This is a genomic window from Synoicihabitans lomoniglobus (genome assembly GCF_029023725.1).
Taxonomy (GTDB): Bacteria; Verrucomicrobiota; Verrucomicrobiia; order Opitutales; family Opitutaceae; genus Actomonas; species Actomonas lomonigloba.
The window spans coordinates 4,362,635-4,387,886 of record NZ_CP119075.1 but is presented as its reverse complement, the minus strand read 5'-3'; the positions used below and the strand labels follow the sequence as shown (position 1 = coordinate 4,387,886).

Sequence of the window (25,252 nt, the reverse complement as noted above, 5' to 3'; positions counted from 1 at the left end):
TTAGCGGAAGATACGTTGGGCGAAGTGGTAGAGGTTGCTGCTCCACGTAACAGGATCATGGCCGTGGTCGTCGACATTCCAAATGTGGGGAACGTCGTGATCCCGCAGATAGCGGTGCACATCCTGGGAGAAATTGATCAACCCATCCTGATTGCCGCAGGAAATGTAGAGCAGCTTGAGCTGCTGGCGGGCGGCCGCGGGATCCGGCACGAGAACGGCGGGTGGCTTGGTATTGGGCGCGGAGGAAAATGCGCCGATCCAAGCGAAGGTGTCGAGGTGGCCGAGCCCGAAGTTGAAGGTCTGGCCGCCGCCCATGGAGAGGCCGGCCAAGGCGCGGTGCTCACGATCGGTCGCGGTGGAGTATTTTGCCTCGATGGCGGGGATGAGGTAATCGAGCAGATCGCGTTCGAACCGGGCGAAGCCTTCGACCTTTTCGGGGGTGAAGGGATTGCCCTCGGCACGGTCGTCGGCCAAGGCTCGACCGTTGGGCATCACGATGATCATCGGCGGGGCTTTCTCGTCGGCGATCAAGTTGTCGAGCATGACGGAGGGAGAGGCGAAGCGGATCCACTCGGTTTCGTCGCCGCCAATGCCGTGCAACAGGTAAAGCACGGGATACTTCCGGTCGGCGGTGTAGTCGGGAGGCAGATACACGTTCGCGTGGCGCACGGTGCCGGTGACCTCGGACTCGTAGCTGAATGATTCCAGGACGCCGTGGGGGATGTCGGGACGCGCGGTGGTGAAGCCGGCGGGGGCGTCGGAGAAAGCGCGCACGTCATCGTCCTCGAGCACGATGGGGCGGGCGAAGTTGGCGCGAGCGCGATCCGGGGAAACCTCGGCGGGGTTTTCTTGGGCAAACCCGGGGACGGCGGTGGTGAGGACGTAGCCGCACAGCAGGTGGCGAAGCATGGTATTCATGGGGACGGAGCTATGGGGCGGTCGAGGGCACGAGGTATTTGTTGTGGTCGAGCCAGTGGGTGAAGACCTCGAACCACCAGTAGGTGGGGTGGCCCGGGTAGCCCATGCCGAAACCGTGGCCACCGTCCTGGTAGAGGTGAAACTCGACCGGCTTGCCGGCGTCATACCACGACTTGATCAGCCCGAACTCGCCGTTGAAGAGAAAGTCGTTGGCGGCGATGGCCGTGAACAGAGGCGGTGCGTTCTCCGGCACTTCGACCGGACCCATGCCGCCGTAGATCGGGGCGATGAAGGCGAGCTTCATGGTCTCGGAGTGAAGCGTGCAATGCATGGTCAGCCCGGCACCGGCGGAGAAACCCATCATACCGATGCGATCGGTATCAATCCCCCATTCCTCGGCGCGTGAGACGATCATGGCGTAGGCGGCCTCGGCGTCGGCTTGTTGATTGTCGAGGTTCCGGGTGGGGCGGGGCGGCGGCGGTGCTTCCTCCGTGGACTCGTCGTTAGACGGGGCCGCCGCAGCCATGGTGCGATTCATGGAAGCCTTGAGTCCCTCAAGGGTCGGCGGGGTGGGGATCAAGCGGTATTTCAGGACGAAGGCCGCGACACCTTGATCGTTCAGCGCCTTGGCGATTTTCCATCCTTCGTTGTTGATCGACAGCCAGCGGAAGCCGCCGCCGGGGGCCACGAGCACGGCCGTGCCATTGGCTTTGGCCGGATCGGGCAGGTAGGGCGTGAGGGTCGCCACCGTCACGTTGCGCACCATGGGTTCGCCCCACTGGCGGAACCAGCTCTCGGTGGCGGGTTGATTCTCCACACCGCCGGTGCCGAGCAGGATGGCGTTGGGCTCGGCCGGGGCATCGAGCGGAAGGATGGTGCCGTCCTGCGCCTGAGTTGAGGTCGTGAAAGCGAGCACGGTGACCAAGGCGGCTGACTTGGCGAGGTTTCGAAATGTTTTGGATAGGGTCATGGGGTTGAGCGGGGGGGGCTTTTTCGAGGTGGATTGACACGTCCCAGTGGGTGGTGGCGATTGCGATGAGTTGATCCCACGTGGCGGAGGTGATGGACGCCGTGCAGCGGTGACCACCGCCTTGGGAGCGGAGCAAAACCGTGCGAGCGTGACGGGTAGGCTTTAGCGCAGGGGGATCGTGAAGAGCGCCAATCCGACGGCGGGCACTTCGAGCGGTTGGCTCACGTCGATGTCCGTCGTTGCCACGATGTCGACCACGCGCGGCTGGCCGGGCGTGTTGTGGGCGTGACGGTCCGGGTCGGCGATGACGTAGCGCGTGGCGGATCCCGAGGTGGCCCGGGTGATGTTCAAGGGCACGGACACGGCCTTCGTCGTGGGATTTACGATGCTCACGGTGAGGGTGCGGCCGTCGGCGCTGAGCGCGGCGGAGAGGTCGAGCGACTCCGGCACTTCGGCGGGGTCGATGGTGATCGGTTGAGTGCCGAAGTGTTCGCGGTAGAGTTGGAGGACGAGTCCGGTGGTCTCCATCTCGGCGGCGGTCTTGCTGGTCTTGATCGCGCCGATGACGTTCACGGTCTGGGCGTAGAACGCCAGGTGGATGATGTCGGTCTGGCGGTAGTATTCGTGCAGGCCGGCGGCGATGCCGAGGGCGTCGTCCATATGGTAGACACAGCCCAGTTCGCCGTATTCGTATTCGCGGTGCCAGTAGTTCCACTCGTCCATGGAGATCGGGATGATCTTGCCCTTGAGTTCGGGCACCTTGGCCTGGAGCTCGCGATGGCCGTCGGCCTTGGCCTTGATGGCGGCTTTGATCTGGCCGACGTGAGAAATGAGGTCGACCTCGCCACTTTCGGTCCACGGGGTGCGGCCGGAATAGAAGTGCTCCGAAATTTGCGTCATGTAGTCGCCGCTGGATTCGAGCATGCGGTGCGACCACGTCTTGCCGACGCGGACTTGTTCGGGGTCGTTATCTTTATTGATGCCGTCGAGTTCGCCGACGGAGACAAGCTGCAGGGTGGGGTCCTTGGCCCACATGGCGGCGGCGACCTGATTGTGCTTCAGCACATATTGGGAGATTTGCATGAAGCCGAGCTGCCAGGTGCCGAACATCTCGTTGCCGACGCACCAGTATTTGACGTCGTAGGGCACGGGGGTGGCGTTTTGAGCGCGCCAGGCACCGGCGGTGGTATCGGCGGAACCGTTGCAATACTCGACCCATTGGGCGGCGGAGTAGGCGTCACCGAAACCGGTGTTGGCAGCGATGGAAGGTTCGGTGCCGATCTCGCGGCAGAAGGCGATGAATTCATCGGTGCCGAAGTCGTTGTGTTCGACGCCGGTCCAGGCGGGGTTTTTGCGGGGCGGACGACGATCGCGATCGCCGATGCCATCGCGCCAGTCGTAACCGGAAGCGAAGTTGCCGCCGGGCCAGCGGTAGATGGTGCCGTTCAGATCCTTGAGGAGCGCGATGGTATCGGCCCGCATGCCGTTGATGTTGTCGCCCGGCATGATGGAGGCGGTGCCGAGCATGATGTCACCGGAATCGGCGACAAACGAGAGGGTGGCGTGCTCGGTCGCAACCGGGGCGTTGAAGCGGAAGTCGCGCTTGATGAAGCCACCATTCGCCGGGACGACGAGCGTGTGCTGGGCGCTGCCGCCTTCCCAGGAGAGGCTGACGGTGACGGTAGCGGGGGAGTCACCGAGCGGTTTGATCCAAACGTAGCCCGGGTAGTCTTCGCCGGCGCGCAGAGCGAGATCGTGTTGGCGGATGCCGTGGCCCTCGGCGATGCGAGGCGTGTGTTGGCCAACGAAGGAATTCTCCGTGATCATGGTCACTCCGGCAGGGTCGCCCACGATCTCCCACGGGGAGGCTCCGACGACGGGGAAGGCGGTGTCGGTGAGGTCGCGATAAGGCGAGTAGTCCGCCGTGACCGGGAAATAGAACTTACGATCTTCGAGCATTTCGGCCCAGATGCCGCCGTAGATACAGCGACCCATGTGTTCGATGAACTGGCCGTAGATGTAAGGGTTGATGTCGTCTTTGGCCGTGGCGCTGAGGTCGATTTTCACGGTGGGTTGAGCGAACAAGGGGGAGGTAAGGGCGCACAAGGCACCCAGCAGCGGGATCAGTTTCTTCATGGGGGGAGAAGGCAGGGAAGGGTGAGAGCCGGTCTGTCGGCTTGAGGGCGGGCGGCGTGGGCGCACCCGGGCGGCAAATGATCAATACTGGCGACTGGGCAACGCGGCGGCGGCGTTGGTGGCGTCGAACAGTTCGTCCTGGTTATACATTTTCTTCTCCACGGGCTGGCCGGCGAGGACCTGCTCGATGGTGTCGTAAATCTTGGGACCGAAGAGGGGATTGCATTCAACGGTGCAGTTGATGCGGCCGTCGGCGACGGCTTGAACGGCCTCTTTGATGGCGTCGATGGAGACGATGAGGATGTCCTTGCCGGGGGTCTTGCCGGCTTCCTCGATGGCCTGGATGGCGCCGAGGGCCATGTCGTCGTTGTGAGCGTAGACGATTTCGATATCGTTGCCGTGGGTCTTGAGCATGGCTTCCATGACGGTCTTGCCCTCGGCGCGGCGGAAGTTGCCGGTTTGGGAGTCGATGATTTTGAACTCCGGATGTTTCGCGATGGCGTCGGCAAAGGCCTTGCGGCGCTCGTTGGCGGCGGCGGAGCCGGGTTCGCCCTGGAGCTCGACGATCTTGGTGCGACCCCCGGCGTGGGCGGCGAGCCAGTCGGCGGCCATGCGGCCTTCCTCGTAGAAATCGGAACCGATGAAGGCGACGTAGAGGGACTCGTCTTCGGTCTGGACGGAGCGGTCCATGATGATCACGGGAATGTTGGCGCGTTGGGCTTCGCGCAGCACGGGGTCCCAGCCGGTTTCGACGATCGGGGCGATGACGATCGCATCGACATCCTGCGCGATGAACGAGCGCACGGCGCGGATCTGGTTCTCCTGCTTGGATTGACCGTCGGCGAATTTGAGGTCGATGCCGCGCTTGGCGGCCTCGTTGCGCAGGGAGTTGGTGTTGGCCGTGCGCCAGGCACTTTCGGCCCCGGTTTGGGCAAACCCGACTTTGAGCGGGGCGGTGGCGTCGTCAGCAGCGGGCGTTGATTTGCTGCAACCGGTCCAGACGAAGATGGCGGCAAGGCACGCCGAGAGAAAAGCAAAGCGAAGTTTCATGGGGTTGGGTGGAGACGAAGGGGCTCAACTGTCGCGGAGATGGCAGTGAAAAGCATTCCCTCGCTGCGAACAGTATTCGTGAAGGTTTACCGTTAGGCAACCGAGGACGTCATGCGCTTCCCGTGACGTGGGCGGGGCTTCACGATTCCTCGCGTTCCCAAGCGACAAGCTGACCGTCGGCCCAGTGGAGGCGATAGATGATGATCTCGCGCACTTCCTCGTCCTCGTAGTCGGGCACGCTGATGACGCGCTTGTTGGGGAGTTGGATGTCGTGTTCGCCGGTGAGCTCGGTGCGGTAGCCCACGATTTCGGGCCGCGTGTAGATCCAAACGCGGTCAATCGTCGGCGTTTTGGCGTTGGCGACATCCTTTTTTTCGCGCGGTTCACCGAGCACCGTGAGCACCTCGTCCTGACTTTGGCCGGGTTGGAGGGCGTCCCACGCCGCCCGCCAGTCGCGTTCGGTGATGCCTTGGCCGATCGAGGCGCAGCCGGTGGTGAGCAGGATGGCGAGGGTGGCGGTGAAGAGAGCGGTGATGGGTTTCATGCGCGGAGAGGGATTATCACTGTGGACCGCAATCGGGTGGGTTTGTTCGTGAAGGCGCGGGCGGAGGAAACCGGGGGTGACCGGCTGGCTTGACCCGACGGCGGAGGCGCGGGAAGTTCGCGCCACTATGCAAACGCTGCCGTCCCAGGCTCTCGAGGCGCGAGAGGAATCATCCATCCACGGCAGCGGGGTGTATGCGCGGCAAGCGATCGCGGACGGTGATTTTATCACGGAATACACGGGTGAAATCATTGATTTGCCCGAAGCGATCAAACGCGAAAAAGCCCGGCAGGAGCGCAAAGCCCGCGGCGAGGAGTGTTGCGATTATTTGTATCTGGTGGATGACGACATGATCATCGACGGACGCGACTCCGGCAACGTGGCGCGGCTGATCAATCACTCTTGCGAGGCCAACTGTCGCTCCGATGTGCTCGATGATCGGGTGTGGATCATCGCGGCGCAGGACATCGCGGCGGGCGAAGAACTGACCTTCGATTACAGTTACACGTTTCGTGACGGGCTGGGGCATCCCTGCCGGTGCGGCGCGGCGTCCTGTCTCGGCTACATTGTGGCGAAACACCAACGCTGGCGAGTGCGGCGGTGGTTGAAGCAGCAACCGGAATTTGCGCGGCCGACGCAGGCTTTACCGCAACGTCGCCGCCGCGCGAAGATCGCTGGAAAGGAATCTTGATGGCGTGTTTTGGGAGGCGTCCTGCCTACGAGATTCTCGGACCGAGCGGCAACGCGGACCGGGTGGAGCCCGTTCCTTCGGAAGCGGCGCTTAGCGGAAGTAGTCGCTCAGGTTGAACTGAGCGGTGCCGGCGACGGCGACGCCATTGGCGATGGCGGGGAGAAAGAGCATATCGGCGACGATCGCTTTGATGTGATCGGGCAGGATGAAAGTTTCATCAATGCTGGTGACTTGGCCGCGGGGATCGACTTGCACGGAGATGGGGTAGTCGAATTTCGACGGGGCAATGGCGGCGAGCAGAGGGGCCGGAGCGAGCGACCAGGCGGGGGAGGCCGGCAGGGTTTGGCCGCGGTGGCTGGAGACGCGCTCCAGGAGCAGATACTCCATGGCTTCGTCGCGAGTGAGAGCGAATTGTTTGGCCGACTGATTGCTCACCAGCTCCTGCCCCTCGCGGTAAATGTGCAGATCGACCGACATGACCTCGTAGTCCCCGGCGACACCTTTGCGCTTTAGGGTGACTTTTTGCGGCTCGGGACCGAGGCGCGGGATGTCCTGAAAAAACAAGACGTCGCTGTAACCCTGGTCCGGCGTGCTGATGCGGGCGACGCCGACGACGTAGGCGTCGATGATGGGGGTGGGCGCGGAGAGGGTGGCATGGATCAGCAGAGCATCTTCCCGGGCCGTTTGGGCGCTCTCGGCAAAGTAGGATGAGTCGGAGATTTTCTCCCCCTGCTTGGCCGTCTGGTAGTAGTCGTTGACGGCGGTGTTCAGGCTGTCGGGCATTTCCAGATTACCGCCCGGGACAAATACGGGTCCGCCGGTGGCGGCACTCGCGGCACTGGCCACGGTCGCCAGATTGCTGTTGATACGGTCTTGGCCGTAGCTTTGCAGAGCGCTCTGGCGGCGCATCCATTCGGTGCGGGACTCGCCGTTGGATTCGGTCTTCTCGGTGGAAACGTCAGCGATCGAAATCGGCACACGGGCGAGTTTGGTGGCGTGGTCGAAGCGGAAGGTGGCCACGTCGTCGATCGAAACGAATTCATGGCCGATTTTCGCCCGGTTGGTGTCGAAGTCCTGAATGTCGGCGAAGTCGCCGCCGTGCGGCACCTTGACATCGATACCCACAAAGAGGCGGTAGGGTCGCTCGGGTTCGGCGCGGGATTCGACCGTGACGCGGGCTTTCTGGGCTGGCAGCGACACGGTCAGCAGCGGGGCCAGGATCATTCCTCCGACCATGATTCGCGCCCAATGCGTGGTCATCACGGGGGAGGCGGGAGAGAGCGGGGAGGGCATGGGAGGGCTAAGCGGGGAGCACGGTGAAGTAAGGGTAAGGGAACCCGCGCCCGCCAATCTGTTCCTCGTGTCCGTGTTTAATCTTAAACGGCGCGAAACGGAGGTGTCGGTTGCGCCGGGGGGGGCCGTCAGTTTTACTGAGCGGCGAGGTTGTTGATGCGGGCGATCTGGGAGCGGATGGCGGACGACGGTTCGAGAGCGTCGGCGCGATTGAGCATTTGCACGGCGCGCGGGAAACGGCGGTCGGCCAGGGCGAGGTTGGCGAGTTCGAGGCAGGCGCGGTGTTCGGCGGCGGGGACTTGGAGGGCGTTTTCGAAGGCAAACTCCGCCCGGGCGGCGTCACCGAGTTCGGCGTAAGCGTGGCCGTTGCCGAGCAGGGCGTAGGGGTTGAGGGGCTCGCGATTGAGAATGGTGGCGTAGGCTTGTTGTGCGGCGGTCCAGTTTCCTTCGGCCACGGCGAGTTCGGCGTTGGCGAAGAGGCGTGGTTTGGCGAGTTCCCAATCGGCGCGCACGGGGATTTTGGCGAGGATACTGCGAGCTTCCTTGAGGTTGCCGTCCTTGACCATGGAACGGGCGTAGGCGAGGAGGCGGGCCGCGCCGAGTTGTTCGTTGTCACCGGGAATGGCTCCGTAGGCGGCGACGGCTTCGGGAATGAGTCCGAGACCGACGTAGAGGTCGCCGAGCAGGCCCAGGGCTTCCGGGCTGGCGGTGCCGAGTTCGCGGGCGATCTCGAGTTGCGTGGCGGCTTCGAGGGGACGTTTGAGCGAGACGAGCAGACTGGAGTAGAGCATCCAGTTTTCGGCTTTGCCGGGTTCGAGACGCACGAGCTCGCGCACGAGAGATTCGGACTGCGCGTGACGGCCGTTGATGAAGTAGAGTTCGAGCAGGCCGCCGATCCAGTTGGTATCGGAGGGATTGGCGGTCATGGCCTGCATGAACGCCATCTCGGCGCCGAGCGTGTTGCCGGTCTGGCGCAGGCTGAAGGCGAGCAGGCCAAAGGTCTGGGCGTCGCGGTCGCCGAGATTGACGGCTTTGGCGAAAGCGTTGGCGGCATCGGCCCAGCTTTGGCGCTGGTAGTGGATCATGCCGATGTTGACCCAGCCGCGCAGGAATTCGGGATACTTGGTGACGGCGCTGGTGTAGCGGGCGAGGGCATCGTCGATGCGGTCCTCGGAGAAATACATGTTGCCGAGCGCGAGGTCGAACGCGGCGCTGTCATCCTGATCGTCACCGAGCATGGTCTCGAGCAGTTGCAGGGCAAAGGTGGGGTTGGTCTCGACCATGCTCGACATGCGTTCGTAAAGCGCGAATTCGGCGGCGGTCATGTCGGGCTCGCGCTCTTTGCGAAAGTTATACGACTCGTTGATGATCTGGTAGGGATCGACGTCGGGCTGACCGGCCGTGGAGCCGATGATCTGTTCGAGTTGCTCCTGCGGCGTGAGCTGGGGGGCGGTCGGGTCGTCGGATTGCGCGAGAGTGGCGACCGAGGACAGGGCGAGGGAGGTGGCGAAGAGAAGCGGGCGAGCGGACATGGCGGAGGGGAAGCTAGATGGTGAACGGCGAGCCGCCGCGCGGGGGCTTGATCACGATGGATTGGATGACGAGGCAGTTGACCGTCGCGCCGTTGCGGATGGCCGGGCGGAAACGCCATTCGGAGAGGGCTTCGACGACGATTTTATCCAACGAGTTGTTGCCGGACGATTGGACGAGGCTGATGTCGCGGGCGCCGCCACCACGCGTCACGACCATGCTGACGACGACGCGCGGGTCCTTCACCTCGCGGAGCAGCGAGTAGGGCACGTCGGGTTTCTTGCGGTGGATGATGACCGGACGCTGGTCGACCTCGCGGAATTGGAAAACGTGGTTGGGGTTGTCGTCGCGATCGACGGCGTCGGGACGGAACGCGTCGAGGGAGATTTCCAGCTCGGGATTGGCTTCCGGCAGCGGGATCTCGTAGGTGAGTGGAGCCACGCTGATTTTGATGATGTTATCGGAAGGCAGAGGCTCCAAATCGAGCACCGTGGGCGGCGGTGGTTCCTTGGTCGCGATCTCGGGTGGTGGTGGCGGGGGTTCTTCGAGCACCACGGTGCGCAGGTCCTGGATGGGCGGGGCCGGTTCGACGATCTCGGTGCGTTGCACGTGGGCGAGCACGAAGAGGATACCCATACTCGTGGTCACGCCCGCAGCCCATTTGAGCATGCGGCGCCCGAAGCTCGACGACGGGTCGAGATCGATGGCGGTAAGCGTGGAGTTGGCGGACATGGGGAAGAGTTTGGAAACGGGCAGATGGGTCGACGATCAGTTGCCGGAACCGAGACGGGAGGTGGCGAATTGGACGTGTTCCAGGCCGGCCCGTTTGGCCTCAGCGTAGACGCTGGCGAAGATGCCGTGACTGGAGCGTCGGTCGGCGCGGATGATGACGGTGGCATCATCGCTGAAGGACGCCTGGCGCAATACCGAGGCGACCTGATCGATCCGGACCTGTTGCCCGTCGAAGAAGACAGCGTCCTCGGCCGAAATGGCGATGAGCAGTGCGTTGCGATCGGTGATGGCCTCACCGCGCGTGTCGGGACGTTCCACTTCGATGCCGGGGTCCTCGACGAACACGCTGGTGACGATGAAGAAGATCAGCAGGATGAACACGCAGTCGATCATGGGCGCCAGATCGATGGTGACCGCGTTGTAGCGCGAGTCGGAGCGAGTGGTTTTCATCATATCAGGCGGCCTCCATTAAGATGCTTTCGCGTTTCACCAGACTCTGTTCGCCGTGTTGTTGGTGGCGGTGGGCAAAGTGGAGCAGGATCACGGCCGGAATCGCGATCGCGAGGCCGGTCTCCGTGGTGATGAGGGCGACCGAAATACCGTCGGCCAACCCCTCGAATGATTTTTGCCCGCTGCGATCGACGAGGCTTTGGAACGTGCTGATCATACCGGTCACAGTGCCGAGCAAGCCCATCAGCGGAGCGGCGGCAATGAGGGTGCTGACGACGAAGCGGTGCTGTTGAAATTTTTCCGACAACTCGAGGCGCAGCATGCGCACATCCGTGAGGGTTTCGAGACCCGCCACGTCGTCGCCCCGGAGGCGGCGGTTGGCGCGGCGGACCATGAAGTAGAGTCCGAAACACCGCTCGTAGAGCAGCACGGACAATAGCATGAGCGGCACCATCACCGGACCGCCCTGCTGCAAAAGATCCCACAGGATGTTCATGCGTCGGGAGCGGATTCGGCGACCCGCTTGTCCTCGGTGGCGGTGACGAATTCCACGGCGTAGCGTTCGAGCAAGGACAGATTTTTCTGCGTCCGGTAGGAGAGGAATCCGTGGATGACCAGCGTCGGGATGGCAACGGTGAGACCGAGCTCGGTCGTGACCAGCGCTTCGGAAATACCACTCGACAACTTCCCGGCGTTGCCGGTGCCGAAAACGGTGATGAGCGTGAAGGTTTTGACCATGCCGACCACCGTGCCGAGCAATCCCAGCAACGGGGAGGCGGCGGCGATGACGGCCAACATGGGCAACCAGCGCTCATGGTGCAGGCGTTCGCGGAGGATGAACCCATGAAGATGTTCTTCGATGACCTCCTTGGGTTTCCTCATGTTGCGCACGCCCGTGGCGAACAGCTCACCGCTGGTCTTGCGCAGCCCGGCCAACAGAGGCTCGGCCCCAGGTTGACCGGTTTCGGCGACGTGCTTGAGCAACGGGGTCGTGGCGCTGGGCGCATCGACGGAGAGGTTGTTGAGATCGAGCAGTTTCAACAGGGCCGTGATCAGCGCGAATAAGCCGAGTCCGAGAATCGCGTAGCCGACGATGCCGCCCTTGTTGATGTGATCGATCCAGTCGCCCTGGCTTTGGCGCAATTGCAGGGCTTTGCCGCCGGAAACATCAGCAGGGAGCGTCGTGGCCCGACCGGTCACCAGGGCGTCGGCGTCGGCCTTGTCCCAGCCGGAGAGGGCGTAGACGAGTGGCGCGGCGCCCTCGTCGCGGGCGCGCACGGTGCCGGCCGGACCGTCGGCGCCGTCGGCCACGAAAAAGGTCTCCGGACCGAAGTAGGCAAAGCGGCCCTGCACGAGTTCGTGGGCCTCGGAGGTCACGGCCATGCCCGGCGTGGTAAAGCCACCGAGCAAGGTTTCGACGCGGGTGGCCATGAGCTCGGCGGTTTCCACGGCGGCGTCGATGTCGGGTGTGCCGCCGATGGGATCGAGCCGGTTGCGCAAGTCGTCGACGCGCGCGGACCAATCGCCCATTTCAATGTTGCCGAGCGTGCTGGAGAGGGTGGAGAGCCCCTCGCTGGCGGTGCCGGCGAAGTAACTGATGTTGAGCTTTTGGGCGTTGGCCTCGTGTTCGCGGCGAGTGCGATCGTTGGCGAAGTCGGCCGTGTTGATGCGGATGCTGCCCAGTTCGGCGCGCAGGTTGAGGATCTTGTCCTCGACGGCCCGCATGTCATTGAGCAGCGGCACTTTTTCGGAGGCGATACGCACCCGCGCGTCGTTGAGGCCTGCCGTCGCGGTCTCGATGCGCTTCGTATATTCCGTCGCGATCTTGCGCAGCCCGGCGTCGTATTTGGCGGTGGCCTCCTGGGCCCCCGCGACGGCCGCACCGGTCAGCAGCAACAAGGCCAGTCCGGCGGCGCGGCCCAGGTTGAAGCGGCTCATTGGTCACCCCCCATGATCTGCGCCGGCAGCATGACGAAGGCGGGTTCAATGGTATCTTGATGGATGTCGATCAGTCGGGCGGCCTGGCCGGCGAAATCGGGGGCGGGCTCCCAGGTCCACGCGCCATTGACCGGCCGTCCCATGAAGGTTTCGCCGCCGGAACGGTCGAGCGCGCAGGCTTGAGCGAGTCCCCAGTAAAGGACTTCGAGCAGGCGCGGTTCGCTGCCGGGGGTAACGGTCAGGATCTCTTCGGAGAGCACAAACGTCTGGTTGAATTGGTTGCAACGGTTGAGAATCGTCATCGTGTGCCGCATGCGTTCGGCGGCGGCCAGACCCTCGCCCGCGAGACTGCGAAACGGCAGATCGAGTGCGGCCGACAGGCGCGGTGGCAAGGCGGGGCGCAGCGCCAGCAGGCGACGGGCGAGGGCGTCGACATTGACGCCGGCACGATCGATCCGCGCAGCTAGGGCGACGTTGTCCGCGGTCATCTGCGCGATTTCATCCCGCGCCGTCTTGCTCTGGGCGAGTAAGGTGTCGCGCTCGATCTCGAGTTGGTTGGCCTGCACGCTCAAACCGGAGATCGACGCAGCGAGGACCTCCCTTTCGGCGACCCACTCGGTTTCGAGGCGGGAGGTTTCGGAGCGCAGGCGCGCCCATTCGGAGGCAGCAGCTTGGACGTCGTTGAGGGGGGTATCGGCTAATGACGAACTCGCGAGTGCGGCGACCAGCGCGCAATGAACGAATACGCCGCGGGGGAGTCGCGGAAAGGAAGCAGGCATTAGGAGGTAGGGGCGGGTAAAGACCTGAAGAGCGGTCAAGAAATCTCACACCATCGGGGAATGTCAATCGAGCGATCCCGCTCGACGCTCTAACAGGTTGCGGGGACTTGAAATTTCATCGGGGTGATGGCGAGACTGGGGTAGAAACCGGTGAAACGAACGAAAACCCCGACGCGTTTCCGAACCCTTCATTTTAGTGTCTCGGCGGGATAAACGGACCGGCTCGGATGCCCCGCCGATGGAGCCGGGAACGACCTCAATTCGTGGTCGAGCTGGTTGATCGTATCGTATAAACGAATACCGATTCCGGTCGCAGCAGGGCGGAATTTACACGTTCGCGGGGCGCGAGGGGCCATGGTTATACCGAAGCCAATCGCGACACGATCGAAACATCTTTGTATAGGGTGAAATACCTATGGTTGACATTCCGGTAAAATCGCCGATGCTGACCCCGCTTCTCTGGCCAGAAGCAGACCCAATATTTTCATGAAATTAAACGATACCACCTCGGTTTTCGTCGGCCATGCTACGTCCGTGGTCAAAAGTAGCTTGGTAATGCCTCGGCCAGTCAAACGGATCGCGAACCGGTGTTTGCGTCACGGGGGAGGTGCCTCGTGAGTCAGCATGCCCCGATCGAGTTTCTGAAGAAATTGGGCGAGTCGACTCGCACACAGGAAGACCCGGTGCACGTCATGGCGACGGTGGCGTTCATGTTGGGTCAGGAATTGAAGGTATCGCGATGTGCCTACGCGGAAGTGGACGACGATCAGGATACGTTTTGCATCCGCCAGGATTACACCAGCGCCTGTGAGAGTGTGACGGGCCAATACCAGTTGGCCGCGTTCGGGGAACGCGCGGTGGCGACGATGCGGTCGGGTCACACGCTGTGCATTGAGCACGTGGAAAAGGAGCTGGGGGAATCGACCGCAGCCGAAACGTTTCGATCCATCGGCGTGCAGGCCATCATTTGTTGTCCGCTGGTGAAGGCGGGCTCGCTGCGGGCGATGATGGCGGTGCATCAGGTCGAACCCCGGGTCTGGACCGAAGCGGAAATCCTGTTGGTGCAGGAGGTGGTGGAGCGGTGTTGGTCGACGATCGAGCGCGCGCGGGCCGAGGAGGAGTCGCGGCACAACGAACGCCGGTTTCACGATCTCTTCGAGTTCGCCCCCGATGCCATTTTGTTACTCGACGATGTGGGTGAGGTCACCTTGGTGAATCAACAGGCGGAAACCCTGTTTGGGTGTGCACGCAGCGATCTCGTGGGCCAACCGATCGATCAATTGATCTCCGAACCGAAACCGGGCGACGACACCACGGAGGCGGCGACCACCCCGTCCAGCGAGGGCCGTCTGCCCACGCGCATGGCGCAGGTGTGCACACGGCAAGGGGAGCGCCGTTGGGTGGAGATCCGGCAGAGTCCGATCCACACGGGCTCCCGGCGGGTGACGGCGGCGGCGATTCGTGATGTCACAGCACGACGCGAGCTCGAGGCCAAGCTCCGGCAGTCGCAGAAAATGGAAACAGTGGGACACCTGGCCGGAGGGATCGCGCACGATTTCAACAATTTGCTCACCGTCATCACGAACTCAGCGGAGCTCGTGCTGATGGGGCTCAAGGCCGACGATCTGATGGCGGAGGAAATGGTGGCGATCCGGGATTCGGGCCGGCGCGCGGCCGATCTTACCCGGCAACTGCTGGCGTTTAGTCGACAGCAGGTGCTGCAACCCGCGTGCGTGGATCTCAATACCATCGTGCGTCGCTTGCGGCCGATCATCTGTCGGCTGATTGGCGAGCACATCACGGTGAAGATCGAGTGTTCCCGGCGTCCGGGCTTCGTGTTTGTGGATGTCTCCCAGATGGAGCAGGTGTTGCTCAATCTGGCGGTAAACGCGCGCGATGCCATGCCCAACGGAGGTCGATTGACCATCACCACGGCGGTGCATTCCCGGGCTTCCGATTCGGATCGGCGACCCGAACGCGAGCGCGGTCTGCCGCAGGTCATGTTGCGGATGAACGACACGGGCGTCGGCATCAACGGCGCCACGCAGGAGCGGATGTTTGATCCATTCTTCACGACGAAAAACCGAGGCCACGGAACGGGCATGGGTTTGGCCACGGTTTATGGCATCGTGAAACAGAGCGGTGGCGATATTGCAGTGGAGAGTGAACTCGGCCGCGGCACGACGTTCCGGGTGAGTTTTCCGCTGGCACCGGCAGGTCCGCCGGTGGCGACGGAAGAGCCGACGATGACGAAGAGCGAGTCCAGCCGGGCAACGGTGCTGGTGGTCGAGGACGAGGCCGATGTGCGGCGGATCACCGGTCGGTTGCTCGAATCATGCGGTTACGTCGCGCTGTTGGTGAGATCGGGAAAGGAGGCGCTGGAACTCTTGGCAACGCAGTCCGAAACGGTGGATGTGCTCATGACCGACGTCGTCATGCCGGACATGTTGGGCACGGAGCTGGCCGCGCGCGTGAAGGAGCTGTATCCGCAGATCCACGTGCTGTTCTCCTCCGGCTACACCGCCGATGCGATCGGTCGCCACGGTGTGCTCGACAGCGACCGGCATTTCATCCGCAAGCCCTACGAGCGCGACGTCCTGGCGCGATCGATAGAGACCTTGTTGAACTCGGCCGATTCCTAGGCCGCACGGCCGCGGCCGGGGCCGCGGGTCGTTCAAAGTGCCTTGTATCGAATACGTCGATACTCCATCTGGCCGCGGTCGCCTTCGAGTCCGATCGGGCCGGAGGCGGGCAGGGTGAGATCGGCGTCGAGTTCGTCGCCGTTGCAGGTCGCGTGCAGCTCGGAGCCGCGCACGGTGATGACCAGTTCGTTCCAGGCTTGCGGCTGGTAGTGCGGCAAGTCCTTCCACGGGCCGGCCAGCGCGTAGTCGCGACACTGGAGTTGCGGACCGCGCACGTAGACGCCGCTGTCGGCGTTGGGGGTCGAGCGGAATTCCATGCGGAGCTCAAAGTCGGTGCCGATCTCGCGCGTGGTCCACAGTTGTTGGATCTTGCGACCCTCGGCAGGAGTCGTGACGACGAGGCGACCGTTGATGGCGGCAAAGCGACCGTCGGGCGATTGGGTCAAACCGTCAAAGTCGACCGGCTCGTCGACAAAGGGCCACACCACGTTGGGATCGGAGGCCATCCAACCCGTGGCGCTCTGGCGATCGGCGGCGGAGGTCGGACGGTAGCCCCAGCCCGTGAGGTCCTGACCGTTGAACAAACTCGTGTAGCCGGGCTCGGGCTGCCAGCCGAGATCGACATCGGTGTCGACGAAGCCGAGCGTGGCGAGGATGGGCCACAAGGCGGCACGCCATTTGGCGTAACCGATGGCGTTGGGGTGCAGGAGGTCGGGCATTTCCTCGAGCACGGCGTTGCCCTCGGCGTTGGCGAAGAGGGTCCAGGTATCGAGGATGATGACCTGCGGATCGCCCCGGAACGCGGCGCGGTAGCGGGCGTTGAGATCGGTGATGTATTCGGGGCCGCGCGCCTTTTTCGGCGAGCTGGGGAAAACCTGACACAGGATGATCGGGGTGTCGGCGTCGTGGGCTTTGATGCGCTCGACGAGTTCGACGACGTTGTTGGTGATGGCGTCATTGCGCATGACTTCCTCGATGTCGTTGGTGCCGATGAGCAGGACGACGCCGGACGGATTCAGCGCGAGCACATCGAGCTCCAAGCGCATCAAAAGCCCGCGGGTGGTGTCGCCGCTGATGCCGCGGTTGGCGATCTTCACGCCGGCGAAGTCTGCGGCCATGGTTTTTTCCCAGCCCTGGGTGATCGAGTCGCCGAAGAAGACGAGCGCGCCCTGATCGGCCTCGACCTGCCGGGCCCAGTCGGTGCGGCGACCATGCCACAATCTCTGAAACCACGTGTGCCGCCGCAGGGAGCCCTTGCCGGGCAGCCCGTCATCATACATCGGCAATGCGAGCTCGTAGGCGGGCGTGGGGGAGGTCTCCGTCGGCGAAGCGGCGGTGGCACCGAGGGAAGCGAGACAGAAAATGACAACGAAGGAGAGACGGCTTGAACGCATAAGTGATGGGGGGGAGGGGGCGGGAAGGGACGCTCCATCATGGCGGGGAAAGCAGTGGAATGAAAAGCCCGAGGTTGTTCGAAGTTAACAACCGGGAGGTGAGCTGTTTCATTGGAGGGTTGTGTTCGAGGTCCGAGGTGTCGTGGAATGTCGGCCAGCTGGCGCGAGCTTCGTTTGGTCTGTTTACCCCCATTCCTTCTTATGATTTCTTTCCCGCTTTTCCGTCGCGTGGTGCAGGCCATTGCCTGCGCCTTTTGGGGAACCACCCTGCTAGAGGCAGCCGATGAATTGGATTTGGACCGACTTGAGCCCGTGGCGGCGGATCAGCCCGTGCCGATTCAGGACTTTTTTCGTCCCAGTTATTTTTCGAGTCCGATTTTAAATCCAGCGGGGACACACGTCGCGGCGCTGGTTTCGGGAGGGCAGGACAAATACCGGTTGGTGGTCGTCGACCTGGCCACCAATCAAACCGAAATGCTTTCGGGGATAGGTGATTTGGATACGTATGGCCATCGGTGGTTGGATGACCGTCGGCTGGTGTTTTCGTTGGCTGCTCAGAAATACTGGGGCATCGCGCTGTGCGCGGCCGAGGTGGGGAGCATGTCGCGGCCTTACCCTTTGATCCAGAACGGACGGCACACAGTGATCAGTGTGCCCGTCAAGAACCGGCGGTATCCCTACGTCTGGGTGAGTGGAGAGGGTAAAGGCAAGGATGGCGGAATCGTCGACCTGAATACCGATATCAAAACGGGGAAGATTGTGGATCTTACCCGCGCGACCTTCTCGAGTTCGGATTTCTTTTTAGCGGAGGAGCAGAACCGCAAGATGGTGAAGCGCCGTTTTGCGGTCCCGGAAGGCGGACTTATCGCGGGTTATTTTTCGGATCGGTTCGGAGAGCTGGCTTATAGTTACACCGGCCATGCCGGGCTCTACACCTTGCATCAGTTCAAGGGTGAGGACTGGGACCCGACTCCGGTGGATATGGAGCGGGTCGACATTCTGGCGGCAGGGGACGAGTCGGGCACGCTTCTCATTCGGGATCGCGTCTATGATGGACAACCCAGTGCGATAAGGGTGTTGGAACCCGCGACGGGCAAAATGGGGGAGCCGTTGTTGCGGGATAAAGGATACGATGTTACCGACGGAGCCTTCCGGGATGCGGCCACGCATCGCATCGTGGGGTTTCAGTATGATCGGGCGACACCGGCGGCAGTTTGGTTTGATGAGGGCTACCAGGCGTTGGACGAACTTTTTAAAAGTTATTTTCCTCGCAAGGCGGTGCGTATCGTCAGCGGCAATGAAACCAACACGGTTTTCGTCCTGCTGGTGTATACCGACCGCGAACCGGCGAGTTACTACGTCGTCGATTTGGAAAAGCGGTCGTTGGGCTTGTTGAAAGCCTCGCGGCCATGGATTGACCCGCAGCGCTCGAGTGGCGTGAGCATAGTGAAGTTTAAGACTGCGGAGGGTAAAAAACTCGATGCCTACCTCACGATGCCCGCCGGGGTTTCGAAGGCGAATCCGGCCGCCTTGGTGGTGCTGCCTCACGGCGGACCCTGGGTGCGCGATCGTTTGGGGTTTGATGGGCAGGCGCAGTTTCTGGCGAGTCGGGGCTACGCGGTGCTGCAGCCCAACTACCGGGGTTCGACCGGTTACGATTGGATGTTTCCCGAGGAGGACCAGTGGGCATTCCGCAAGATGCACGATGATGTGACGGCCGCGACCAAGACGGTGTTGCGGACGGGGTTGGTCGATCCCAAGCGGGTGGCCATTATGGGAGGTTCATTCGGTGCCTATCTGGCCCTTTCGGGCGGAGTTCACGAACCGGATCTCTACAAATGCGTGGTGGGTATGGCCGGAGTCTACGATTGGGCGGAAGTCATCAAGGACCGTGAATACGACCAATATTTTTCGCCGTTTTATGGACGATTGAGAAGGAAGTTGGGCAACCCCGACGACGATAGGGAGAAGTTTAAGCGAATTTCACCGATCCATTTTGTAGAAAACATGCGGGCTCCGATGTTTCTCGCTCATGGCAAGGACGATCCGGTGGCGTCGGTTCTCGAATCGAAGCGTTTGGAAGATCAACTGAAGAAGCACGGCGTCCCCCACGAAGCGCTCTACTTTGCTCTCGAAGGACACGGTATGGGGCATCTGGATAATCAGGTTGAGCTCTACACTCGTATTGAAAACTTCCTCGCGCGAAATCTCTGACTGCTGGCATTTGTCCCTGAAATTTCGGCGTGCGCTCGGGCGGTGGGTTTGCTTCGGTGGTCCCTTACGTCTTTTGAACCCGGCGCGCGCGTCGGTGTCAGGAGGTGCCTTCACCCCCGTTTTCCCCGCCTTCTTTCCCATGTATAGTTTGAAATCCCTCCGTTCGTTTCGCGGCGCTTGGTGCGCCTTGTGGTGTGTGTTAGCCGTGCCGCTGACGGCCCAGACGGTCTCTTCCCAGCTGCCGGGAACCGCTCTGCCCGAGGCTTCGCCGGCCATCGCTTTCTTTCGTGCCCCGCTGCTGCAGGCCCCGGCGCTGAACCGGGCGGGCACCCATGTGGCCGGCCTCTTCTCGGGCGGCGGTGAAACCTACCAGCTCATCATCAAGAACCTCGCCGACGAAACCGAGAGCTTCATTGGCGGCAGTGGGCCGGTGCAGGTGACGAACTTCTCCTGGCTCGATGACACCCACATCGCCTACAACCTCGTGACCAACGCGGGCGACGAACTGGGGCTGCTGGTCGTGAATATCAACCAACCCGGCGAGTCGTATCCGATTTATCAATATGGAGCGGCCCGGATCATCGGCGTGCCGGTGGACACCCCGATGAAGCCTCTCGTCTGGGTGGCGGTGGCGGGAGCGGAGGGACGCCCCGCCGTGGTGGAAATCGATGCCGCCTTGAACTCCGGACCGTATGTCGACGTGCGCGGCGAGGACAGCGAGGCCGCGTGGGTGCAGGTGGCGGAGAGAAACGAAGAGCACATTCTCCGCGTCGTGCCCGCTCCCCCGGGCGACAATCAATTGGGCTATCTGGTAAACGCCACGGGACATCTGGCCTACGCCTACACCTCGGACAATGACAACGATCGCGTGGTGCTCAATCTCTGGGATGGCAAGGGCTGGGTGCCGTCCGCCCTGGACCTCGATCGCATCAACGTGATCGACGTCGGCGACCACCCCGGCGAGCTGCTCGTCCGTCTGGCCAGCATGTCTTCCCAGCCATCGGCGTTGTTTTTCATCGATGCGCTGACGGCCGAGGCCGGGGATCTCGTGCTGCGCGATGTGGCTTACGATTTTTATGGATCGGTTTATCGTGACCCGGCTTCCCATGCCATTGTCGGTGTGCACTACGATCGCACCGGTCCGGTTTCCCAGTGGTTTGATGAGGGCTACCAGAATCTGCAGAAGATCCTGAGCGGTTATTTCCCGGGAAAAGTTGTCCGTCTGCTCGATGGCAACGAATCGGGCAACGTGATGCTGGTCAGCGTGAGCTCCGATCGTGAACCCGTCGCCTATTACACGATCGACCTCGCAGCCCGCACCGTGGGCCGCCTCCAAAGCGAAGCCCCGTGGATCGATGCGTCGAAGATGGCCGCGACGAGCATGTTTCAGTTCGATACCGCCGAGGGGCAGAAACTCGACGCCTACATCACGCTGCCGGTGGGCACGACCAAGGACAATCCCGCCCCGCTCGTCGTGCTCCCGCACGGGGGACCGTGGGTGCGTAATACCTGGGGTTTCGATCCCGAGGTGCAGTTTCTCGCCAGCCGCGGTTATGCCGTGCTGCAGCCCAACTACCGCGGCTCGGTCGGTTACGATTGGCAGTTCCCGTCCGTGGATCGCGCCGCCTTCGGCCGCATGCATGACGATGTGACTCGCGCGGTGCGCAAAGCGCTGCGCACGGGCATGATCGACTCCGATCGCGTCGCCATCTCGGGCGGCGGCTTCGGTGGCTATCTGGCGCTGACGGGCTTGGTCGACGAGCCCGACCTGTATCGCTGCGGTATCAGCTTTGCGGGCATCTACGACTGGGCTCGCATCGCCAACACGCTGGGGCTCGATCGCGAATCCGATCCGGTCTACGGCGATCTCTTCAAGATTCTGGGCGACCCGGGGCGCGATGCCGCCAAGTTTGCGCGGATCTCGCCCAACCGTCGCCTCGACAAGTTGCGCGACCCGATTCTCATCGCACGTCAACGCAACGCCAGCCCCGTCGAAACCGTGGAAGCCGACAAGTTGATCGATGCCCTGCGTTCGGCCGGAGCGAAACACCAGGTCTTCGTGACCGACGGCAGCCTCGGTCAGCTCAGCAACCGGGTGGCGCTGTTCGAACGCATGGCGGATTTCCTCGACGCCAACATGTAGGGCTTACGCCCAGCGGAGTCAGCCTCTTGTCCCGCTCTCACGCCGCGTCCATCCGACGCGGCGTTTTTCGTGGCGTGTCGGGCGGTCGGGCGCCACCCACTCGCGAGGACTGCGCGGTAGGAGCGGGCTTGCGCGCGATACATCGGTGTCATGGTCGGAACGGGGGGCAGGGGCTATCGCGCGCAAGCCCGCTCCGACGTTTCGAGCGATGGAGCGAACGGCAGGGACGGTGGCAGTGGGTAGCCATGCCGAAGCCCAAAAAAGCCGCGTCCAAAAACGCGGCTTTTAAAAAAGTGACGAGCGATTACTACTTCGCCGTCGCTGCCGATCGGGCCGGCTCAGTTGCCGTCGAGGCCGCCCCACGGCGTGATCTGGTCAAGCGCGGGGACGATGATGCGGCGCAGTTCGAGGAAGTCGACCGGTCCCGTTTGACGATAGATGACCTCGCCTTTCTCGTTCACCAGCAGGGTGTGGGGCAGGGCGCCGTTCCACTCCGGATCGATGGCCTCGATGTTGGCGTATTTGTCGGTGTCGCCAAAGATGTAGTTCTGCATCGAGGCGTGTTGCCCCTTGAGGAACTTGAGGGCCTTCGCGCTCATCTTGGGATACTCGGCCGCGATGGTGACCATCTCGAAATCGCGACCGCGGAAGGTCAGGTTGGTATCCACCAAATCCGGGAACTCGGTGACACACGGTCCGCACCAGGTGGCCCAGACATTGATGAGGCGCAATTTGCCGGAATCCTTGTTCTCGCGCAACGCGACAAAGTCAGCGGCGACGGCTTCCTTGAGCTCGACCGGCTCGTTCTTCACCTGCTCGGCCCAGATCTTATTGTAGCCCTCGGCCTTCTCCGCCCATTTCACCGAGCAACCGAAGACGCGGGTGGTGGGCGTGGACACCTTCTTGCCGGCGAGCAACTCGTCGAGAGCGGCGCGGGTATCCTGGTGCTTGATGTATTGTGGCAACTCGGCGTCGTCGATGCGGCCCTGGAAGGCGAGCTTGCGGTCTTGATCGTAGATGAAGACATGCGGGGTGGCGACGGGGCCGAAGACGCGGGAGATCTCCTGAGTCTCACCGTCGTCGAGATACGGAAAGTTGAAACTCTTGTGTTCGGCCCGGACCTTCATGTCTTCAAAAGAATCGGTGAGATCGGTGTAGGCCATCTCGTCCAAACGCACGGCGGCGGCGTTGTTGGGGTTGAGGGCGATGACGGCGACGCCCTTGGGGCCGTAGTCGGTGGTGAGCTGCTTGAGCCGCTCCTCGTAACGCTGGGCGGTCGGGCAGTGGTTGCAGGTGAAAACGATGCACAGGAGCTTCGCGTCGGCGAAAGATTCCGGGGTGTAGGTTTTCACCTCGTAGGTGCCACCTTCGATGCCGGGCAGCTCGAAGTGCGGCAACGGCGTGCCGAGCGGCGGCGGCTTCGGGTAGTCGTCGGCGGCGGAGGCCAGACCGGCGGAGAGAGCGACGAGGGTGAGGAGAGACGGGATTAACCGGGGCATCATGGCGCCAACGTGATGCCAGCCGGTTCGATCCGCAAGCGATCGCGGGCAGATGGCTTGGTTCAAGTTCACCAAATCGTTCCGCCCTCGGGGCGGTCGGCGGATTTCAGTCGCTCTGCGGTGTGTAGAACAGCGCGTCGAGATACCCGTGGTGGGCGGACGTCTTGGCCTTCGATTTTTCCAGTTTTTTGAGGATGCCGCCGAAGGTGGTGCGGTGCGCGGGCAACTTGGTCTTGGTGCGGGCGTGGGCGACCAGAAAGTTTGCGTCCGACGCGTCGTCCCTCACCTCGTAAACATCGTAGGCATCCATGATCGGCACCATGCTGAACGTGGTGACCTTGCCCGTGGAGATGGGGATCATGATGAAGCCGACGAAGTCGGTGTTCGACTGCACGTAGCGGGGCACGCCGGTCACGATGAGCGACTTGCCGGGCTTGCCGGTCGTGACGGCGGCGGCGGGAGACAGCATGGCCGGGCGGTGGCGCCGCCGCGCTTTCTTGAGCTCCGGGGACAACGCGCTCACCACCGTGGTCGCGCCATCCTCCGGCAGCGCCGCCAAGGCCATCTCCAAAAACAGAAACATCTGCTGTTGGTCGGAATAAACGCCGGCGACCTTGGCTAGTTCGGCGGGGGCGATCTCACCGTCGGCCGACTTCGTGAGCAGGTTGTAGAAGCGTCCGCCGTTATCCAACGCGGCGAGGGCGTTGCGGGTGGTTTTATAAGGGACGAGTTTTCTCATGAGGATGACATTTTACCGAAGGTCACGAAGCTAACCCTACCGCTGGCATTTCTACAGGAGGAAACGGCGGAAATCAGCGTCGCGTGCATTGTGGTAGGTTCTGGAGATTTAAAGGTCGGGTCCCGGCTGATGGTCTCGATTGCATCGCCGAGAAGCTTGAGTCCTTGCGCCGTTGGAAGGTCCCCTGTGGATCGGGCTTCACGCCCGACATCATCCGGCGCGTTGCTTTCTGGAGAGGAGCCGCCGGCGCGCCCGATTGCCTTTACTCCGTTTTCGTGAGAATGTCGGTGCCGAGATACTTCATCCCGGGCAGCGTATACCAACTACGTTTTTGCGGGATCCGCATTGAGCCGACCTGGATCTCGTCTTCGAGTTTGATCAACTCGCCTTTGCCCGCCGCCTCGTCCTTGTAGAACGTGTAGCGGCGCATGCGACCGGTCTGTTGGTCGATGAAGAAATACCATGTGTCCTGCTCGTAGACGACGCGGATCACATCGCAGGCGGCGCCGTCGATCTCCGCCGTGGTGACCTCGGCATCAAGCGGTGTGTCGGCGTCATGGAGTTTCATGGGCAGCCCCCACAGATAGAGGTAGTAGTTGCGCAACATGAGGCCGCGGGCGGCATCGCGTTCGCCAGCGATTACGGTGCAGGACTCCCTGGTGATCGCGTAGGCCTCGGTCCCATTGCGATCGAGCCGCATGGATGTTGTGCGGTTGTTGAGGACCATGGTGACGGTCTTGTTCTCTGCCCCGGGGCGCGTCTCGATAAAGTGAAAAGTCGTGTCCTCCAGCGCGGCCCATTCCCCGTGCGGATCGTGGTAAGCCGTGGCCCGCGCCAACACCTCCGTCGGAGTCGGGGCGGCCGCCACCACGGTCAGTCCGCTTCCGATGAAGCAAAGCATCCCACGAAGAGTCATAAGTCTTGAAGGTTGCGGGGCATTTCCGGCGACGTCAGGGACGAAATGATCACGATCCCCCGGCAACCGCGACCCGGTCGACCATGGATGCGTCGCTCCGTTCAAGTGGCGGGGCCGGTGTAGTTCCAGTGCCAGGGTTCGAAAGCAATGCCCCGTTCGTTTTTCCGGGGGTAGGACAGCGTGAAACCAAATTCCGAAGCCTGCGCCGTCAGCCAATTGAATTCCGGGGTGTGTTCAAACGCTTCCGACAAGGGTTCGGCCTGCGGCGATCCCAGATCCAAAGCGGTGCCGGCATGGTGTTCACTGTGGCCGGGATACGCGCTGACCCTGAGGATGTCTTCAAGCGACTGGCCGGCCCGCAGCTTGCGCGTGACGATTTTCACTTGGTGAGAGAAGCTGCGAAAGCCGGAGATAAGCAGGGGGTGGACCCCTTCGCATTTCGCGGCCCGGTGCAGGCGGTGCCACGCCCGGGCGGTCGGTGGGGACAGGAACACCTCCCGTCCGAACACATCCGAACCGACGGAAACCACCTGCTTGGCTTCTTCGACCGGAGGCATTCGTCTGCGGTATCCGGGTGGCGGTGATGGCAGCGGATTCAGCGATGGGTTCATCGTGGATTATGAGGCACCCTCACAGCCGAAATCCGGAATGGCAACGTCGTGCCAGCCCGCTTG

Annotated in this window: 21 protein-coding genes; 4 read left to right on the top strand and 17 right to left on the bottom strand. The window is 62.5% G+C overall.

Translation table 11 applies throughout. The features are described 5' to 3' along the window. From PXH66_RS16995 to PXH66_RS16975, 5 genes are all read right to left on the bottom strand, one after another. Complete coding sequence (locus PXH66_RS16995) at positions 1–918, bottom strand: alpha/beta hydrolase (protein ID WP_330930087.1); 918 nt, start codon at positions 916–918, stop codon at positions 1–3. Between the two features lie 10 nt (positions 919–928). After that, positions 929–1,888: an alpha/beta hydrolase gene (locus PXH66_RS16990; RefSeq protein WP_330930088.1), complete on the bottom strand. Its 960-nt coding sequence runs from the start codon at positions 1,886–1,888 to the stop codon at positions 929–931. Positions 1,889–2,050: 162 nt separating this feature from the next. Next, positions 2,051–4,024, bottom strand: coding sequence for an alpha-L-arabinofuranosidase C-terminal domain-containing protein (locus PXH66_RS16985; RefSeq protein ID WP_330930089.1), 1,974 nt, complete (start codon positions 4,022–4,024; stop codon positions 2,051–2,053). Positions 4,025–4,105: 81 nt separating this feature from the next. Next, positions 4,106–5,074 (bottom strand): ABC transporter substrate-binding protein, encoded by a 969-nt coding sequence (locus PXH66_RS16980; protein ID WP_330930090.1) that lies wholly within the window; start codon positions 5,072–5,074, stop codon positions 4,106–4,108. A gap of 139 nt (positions 5,075–5,213) precedes the next feature. Beyond that, positions 5,214–5,618, bottom strand: coding sequence for a hypothetical protein (locus PXH66_RS16975; protein WP_330930091.1), 405 nt, complete (start codon positions 5,616–5,618; stop codon positions 5,214–5,216). 127 nt (positions 5,619–5,745) lie between these two features. On the opposite strand from PXH66_RS16975, the gene PXH66_RS16970 reads away from it, so the two are divergent. After that, positions 5,746–6,309 carry an SET domain-containing protein gene (locus PXH66_RS16970; protein WP_330930092.1) on the top strand — a complete coding sequence of 188 codons (564 nt, stop codon included), beginning with the start codon at positions 5,746–5,748 and terminating at the stop codon, positions 6,307–6,309. Positions 6,310–6,399: 90 nt separating this feature from the next. Here the strand turns inward: PXH66_RS16970 and PXH66_RS16965 are convergent, their stop codons facing one another. The 7 genes from PXH66_RS16965 to PXH66_RS16935 all read right to left on the bottom strand — a co-directional run bounded on the left by PXH66_RS16965 (position 6,400) and on the right by PXH66_RS16935 (position 13,031). Continuing rightward, the gene (locus tag PXH66_RS16965) at positions 6,400–7,602 is read right to left on the bottom strand and encodes a hypothetical protein (protein ID WP_330930093.1); all 1,203 of its coding nucleotides are present in this window, start codon (positions 7,600–7,602) and stop codon (positions 6,400–6,402) included. A 134-nt stretch (positions 7,603–7,736) separates the two neighbouring features. Beyond that, positions 7,737–9,134 (bottom strand): tetratricopeptide repeat protein, encoded by a 1,398-nt coding sequence (locus PXH66_RS16960; protein WP_330930094.1) that lies wholly within the window; start codon positions 9,132–9,134, stop codon positions 7,737–7,739. A gap of 13 nt (positions 9,135–9,147) precedes the next feature. Next, on the bottom strand, positions 9,148–9,864 hold the full coding sequence (locus tag PXH66_RS16955) for an energy transducer TonB (RefSeq protein WP_330930095.1): 717 nt from the start codon (positions 9,862–9,864) through the stop codon (positions 9,148–9,150). Positions 9,865–9,900: 36 nt separating this feature from the next. Continuing rightward, positions 9,901–10,317, bottom strand: a complete 417-nt coding sequence (locus tag PXH66_RS16950; RefSeq protein WP_330930096.1) for an ExbD/TolR family protein — start codon at positions 10,315–10,317, stop codon at positions 9,901–9,903. A gap of 1 nt (position 10,318) precedes the next feature. Continuing rightward, the gene (locus tag PXH66_RS16945) at positions 10,319–10,810 is read right to left on the bottom strand and encodes a MotA/TolQ/ExbB proton channel family protein (RefSeq protein WP_330930097.1); all 492 of its coding nucleotides are present in this window, start codon (positions 10,808–10,810) and stop codon (positions 10,319–10,321) included. Beyond that, the gene (locus PXH66_RS16940) at positions 10,807–12,252 is read right to left on the bottom strand and encodes a MotA/TolQ/ExbB proton channel family protein (protein ID WP_330930098.1); all 1,446 of its coding nucleotides are present in this window, start codon (positions 12,250–12,252) and stop codon (positions 10,807–10,809) included. Before PXH66_RS16940 ends, PXH66_RS16945 begins: the two co-directional genes overlap by 4 nt. Continuing rightward, on the bottom strand, positions 12,249–13,031 hold the full coding sequence (locus PXH66_RS16935) for a DUF3450 family protein (RefSeq protein WP_330930099.1): 783 nt from the start codon (positions 13,029–13,031) through the stop codon (positions 12,249–12,251). The genes PXH66_RS16940 and PXH66_RS16935 overlap by 4 nt, the downstream gene beginning before the upstream one ends. Before the next feature lie 614 nt (positions 13,032–13,645). Between PXH66_RS16935 and PXH66_RS16930 the strand changes: the two genes are divergently transcribed. Continuing rightward, positions 13,646–15,673, top strand: coding sequence for a PAS domain S-box protein (locus tag PXH66_RS16930; RefSeq protein ID WP_330930100.1), 2,028 nt, complete (start codon positions 13,646–13,648; stop codon positions 15,671–15,673). Positions 15,674–15,705: 32 nt separating this feature from the next. On the opposite strand, the gene PXH66_RS16925 is transcribed toward PXH66_RS16930, so the two are convergent. After that, complete coding sequence (locus PXH66_RS16925; RefSeq protein WP_330930101.1) at positions 15,706–17,067, bottom strand: GDSL-type esterase/lipase family protein; 1,362 nt, start codon at positions 17,065–17,067, stop codon at positions 15,706–15,708. A 201-nt stretch (positions 17,068–17,268) separates the two neighbouring features. On the opposite strand from PXH66_RS16925, the gene PXH66_RS16920 reads away from it, so the two are divergent. Both PXH66_RS16920 and PXH66_RS16915 read left to right on the top strand, forming a co-directional pair. Then, complete coding sequence (locus PXH66_RS16920; RefSeq protein ID WP_330930102.1) at positions 17,269–19,281, top strand: alpha/beta hydrolase family protein; 2,013 nt, start codon at positions 17,269–17,271, stop codon at positions 19,279–19,281. A gap of 139 nt (positions 19,282–19,420) precedes the next feature. After that, the gene (locus PXH66_RS16915; RefSeq protein ID WP_330930103.1) at positions 19,421–21,424 is read left to right on the top strand and encodes an alpha/beta hydrolase family protein; all 2,004 of its coding nucleotides are present in this window, start codon (positions 19,421–19,423) and stop codon (positions 21,422–21,424) included. Between the two features lie 338 nt (positions 21,425–21,762). Here the strand turns inward: PXH66_RS16915 and PXH66_RS16910 are convergent, their stop codons facing one another. From PXH66_RS16910 to PXH66_RS16895, 4 genes are all read right to left on the bottom strand, one after another. After that, positions 21,763–22,926, bottom strand: a complete 1,164-nt coding sequence (locus PXH66_RS16910) for a redoxin domain-containing protein (RefSeq protein ID WP_330930104.1) — start codon at positions 22,924–22,926, stop codon at positions 21,763–21,765. 103 nt (positions 22,927–23,029) lie between these two features. Beyond that, positions 23,030–23,662 (bottom strand): hypothetical protein, encoded by a 633-nt coding sequence (locus PXH66_RS16905; RefSeq protein WP_330930105.1) that lies wholly within the window; start codon positions 23,660–23,662, stop codon positions 23,030–23,032. A gap of 262 nt (positions 23,663–23,924) precedes the next feature. Further along, a complete protein-coding gene (locus PXH66_RS16900) occupies positions 23,925–24,578 on the bottom strand; it encodes a DUF6503 family protein (protein WP_330930106.1) in 654 nt (217 codons plus the stop codon). Positions 24,579–24,679: 101 nt separating this feature from the next. Next, positions 24,680–25,135 (bottom strand): M15 family metallopeptidase, encoded by a 456-nt coding sequence (locus PXH66_RS16895; RefSeq protein WP_330930107.1) that lies wholly within the window; start codon positions 25,133–25,135, stop codon positions 24,680–24,682. Positions 25,136–25,252 lie beyond the last annotated feature (117 nt).

Excerpts from the sequence above, each read along its gene's own strand:
- PXH66_RS16995 (WP_330930087.1), bottom strand. The coding sequence starts at position 918 with ATGAATACCATGCTTCGCCACCTGCTGTGCGGCTACGTCCTCACCACC.
- PXH66_RS16990 (WP_330930088.1), bottom strand. The coding sequence starts at position 1,888 with ATGACCCTATCCAAAACATTTCGAAACCTCGCCAAGTCAGCCGCCTTG.
- PXH66_RS16985 (WP_330930089.1), bottom strand. The coding sequence starts at position 4,024 with ATGAAGAAACTGATCCCGCTGCTGGGTGCCTTGTGCGCCCTTACCTCC.
- PXH66_RS16980 (WP_330930090.1), bottom strand. The coding sequence starts at position 5,074 with ATGAAACTTCGCTTTGCTTTTCTCTCGGCGTGCCTTGCCGCCATCTTC.
- PXH66_RS16975 (WP_330930091.1), bottom strand. The coding sequence starts at position 5,618 with ATGAAACCCATCACCGCTCTCTTCACCGCCACCCTCGCCATCCTGCTC.
- PXH66_RS16970 (WP_330930092.1), top strand. The coding sequence starts at position 5,746 with ATGCAAACGCTGCCGTCCCAGGCTCTCGAGGCGCGAGAGGAATCATCC.
- PXH66_RS16965 (WP_330930093.1), bottom strand. The coding sequence starts at position 7,602 with ATGCCCTCCCCGCTCTCTCCCGCCTCCCCCGTGATGACCACGCATTGG.
- PXH66_RS16960 (WP_330930094.1), bottom strand. The coding sequence starts at position 9,134 with ATGTCCGCTCGCCCGCTTCTCTTCGCCACCTCCCTCGCCCTGTCCTCG.
- PXH66_RS16955 (WP_330930095.1), bottom strand. The coding sequence starts at position 9,864 with ATGTCCGCCAACTCCACGCTTACCGCCATCGATCTCGACCCGTCGTCG.
- PXH66_RS16950 (WP_330930096.1), bottom strand. The coding sequence starts at position 10,317 with ATGATGAAAACCACTCGCTCCGACTCGCGCTACAACGCGGTCACCATC.
- PXH66_RS16945 (WP_330930097.1), bottom strand. The coding sequence starts at position 10,810 with ATGAACATCCTGTGGGATCTTTTGCAGCAGGGCGGTCCGGTGATGGTG.
- PXH66_RS16940 (WP_330930098.1), bottom strand. The coding sequence starts at position 12,252 with ATGAGCCGCTTCAACCTGGGCCGCGCCGCCGGACTGGCCTTGTTGCTG.
- PXH66_RS16935 (WP_330930099.1), bottom strand. The coding sequence starts at position 13,031 with ATGCCTGCTTCCTTTCCGCGACTCCCCCGCGGCGTATTCGTTCATTGC.
- PXH66_RS16925 (WP_330930101.1), bottom strand. The coding sequence starts at position 17,067 with ATGCGTTCAAGCCGTCTCTCCTTCGTTGTCATTTTCTGTCTCGCTTCC.
- PXH66_RS16920 (WP_330930102.1), top strand. The coding sequence starts at position 17,269 with ATGATTTCTTTCCCGCTTTTCCGTCGCGTGGTGCAGGCCATTGCCTGC.
- PXH66_RS16915 (WP_330930103.1), top strand. The coding sequence starts at position 19,421 with ATGTATAGTTTGAAATCCCTCCGTTCGTTTCGCGGCGCTTGGTGCGCC.
- PXH66_RS16910 (WP_330930104.1), bottom strand. The coding sequence starts at position 22,926 with ATGATGCCCCGGTTAATCCCGTCTCTCCTCACCCTCGTCGCTCTCTCC.
- PXH66_RS16905 (WP_330930105.1), bottom strand. The coding sequence starts at position 23,662 with ATGAGAAAACTCGTCCCTTATAAAACCACCCGCAACGCCCTCGCCGCG.
- PXH66_RS16900 (WP_330930106.1), bottom strand. The coding sequence starts at position 24,578 with ATGACTCTTCGTGGGATGCTTTGCTTCATCGGAAGCGGACTGACCGTG.
- PXH66_RS16895 (WP_330930107.1), bottom strand. The coding sequence starts at position 25,135 with ATGCCTCCGGTCGAAGAAGCCAAGCAGGTGGTTTCCGTCGGTTCGGAT.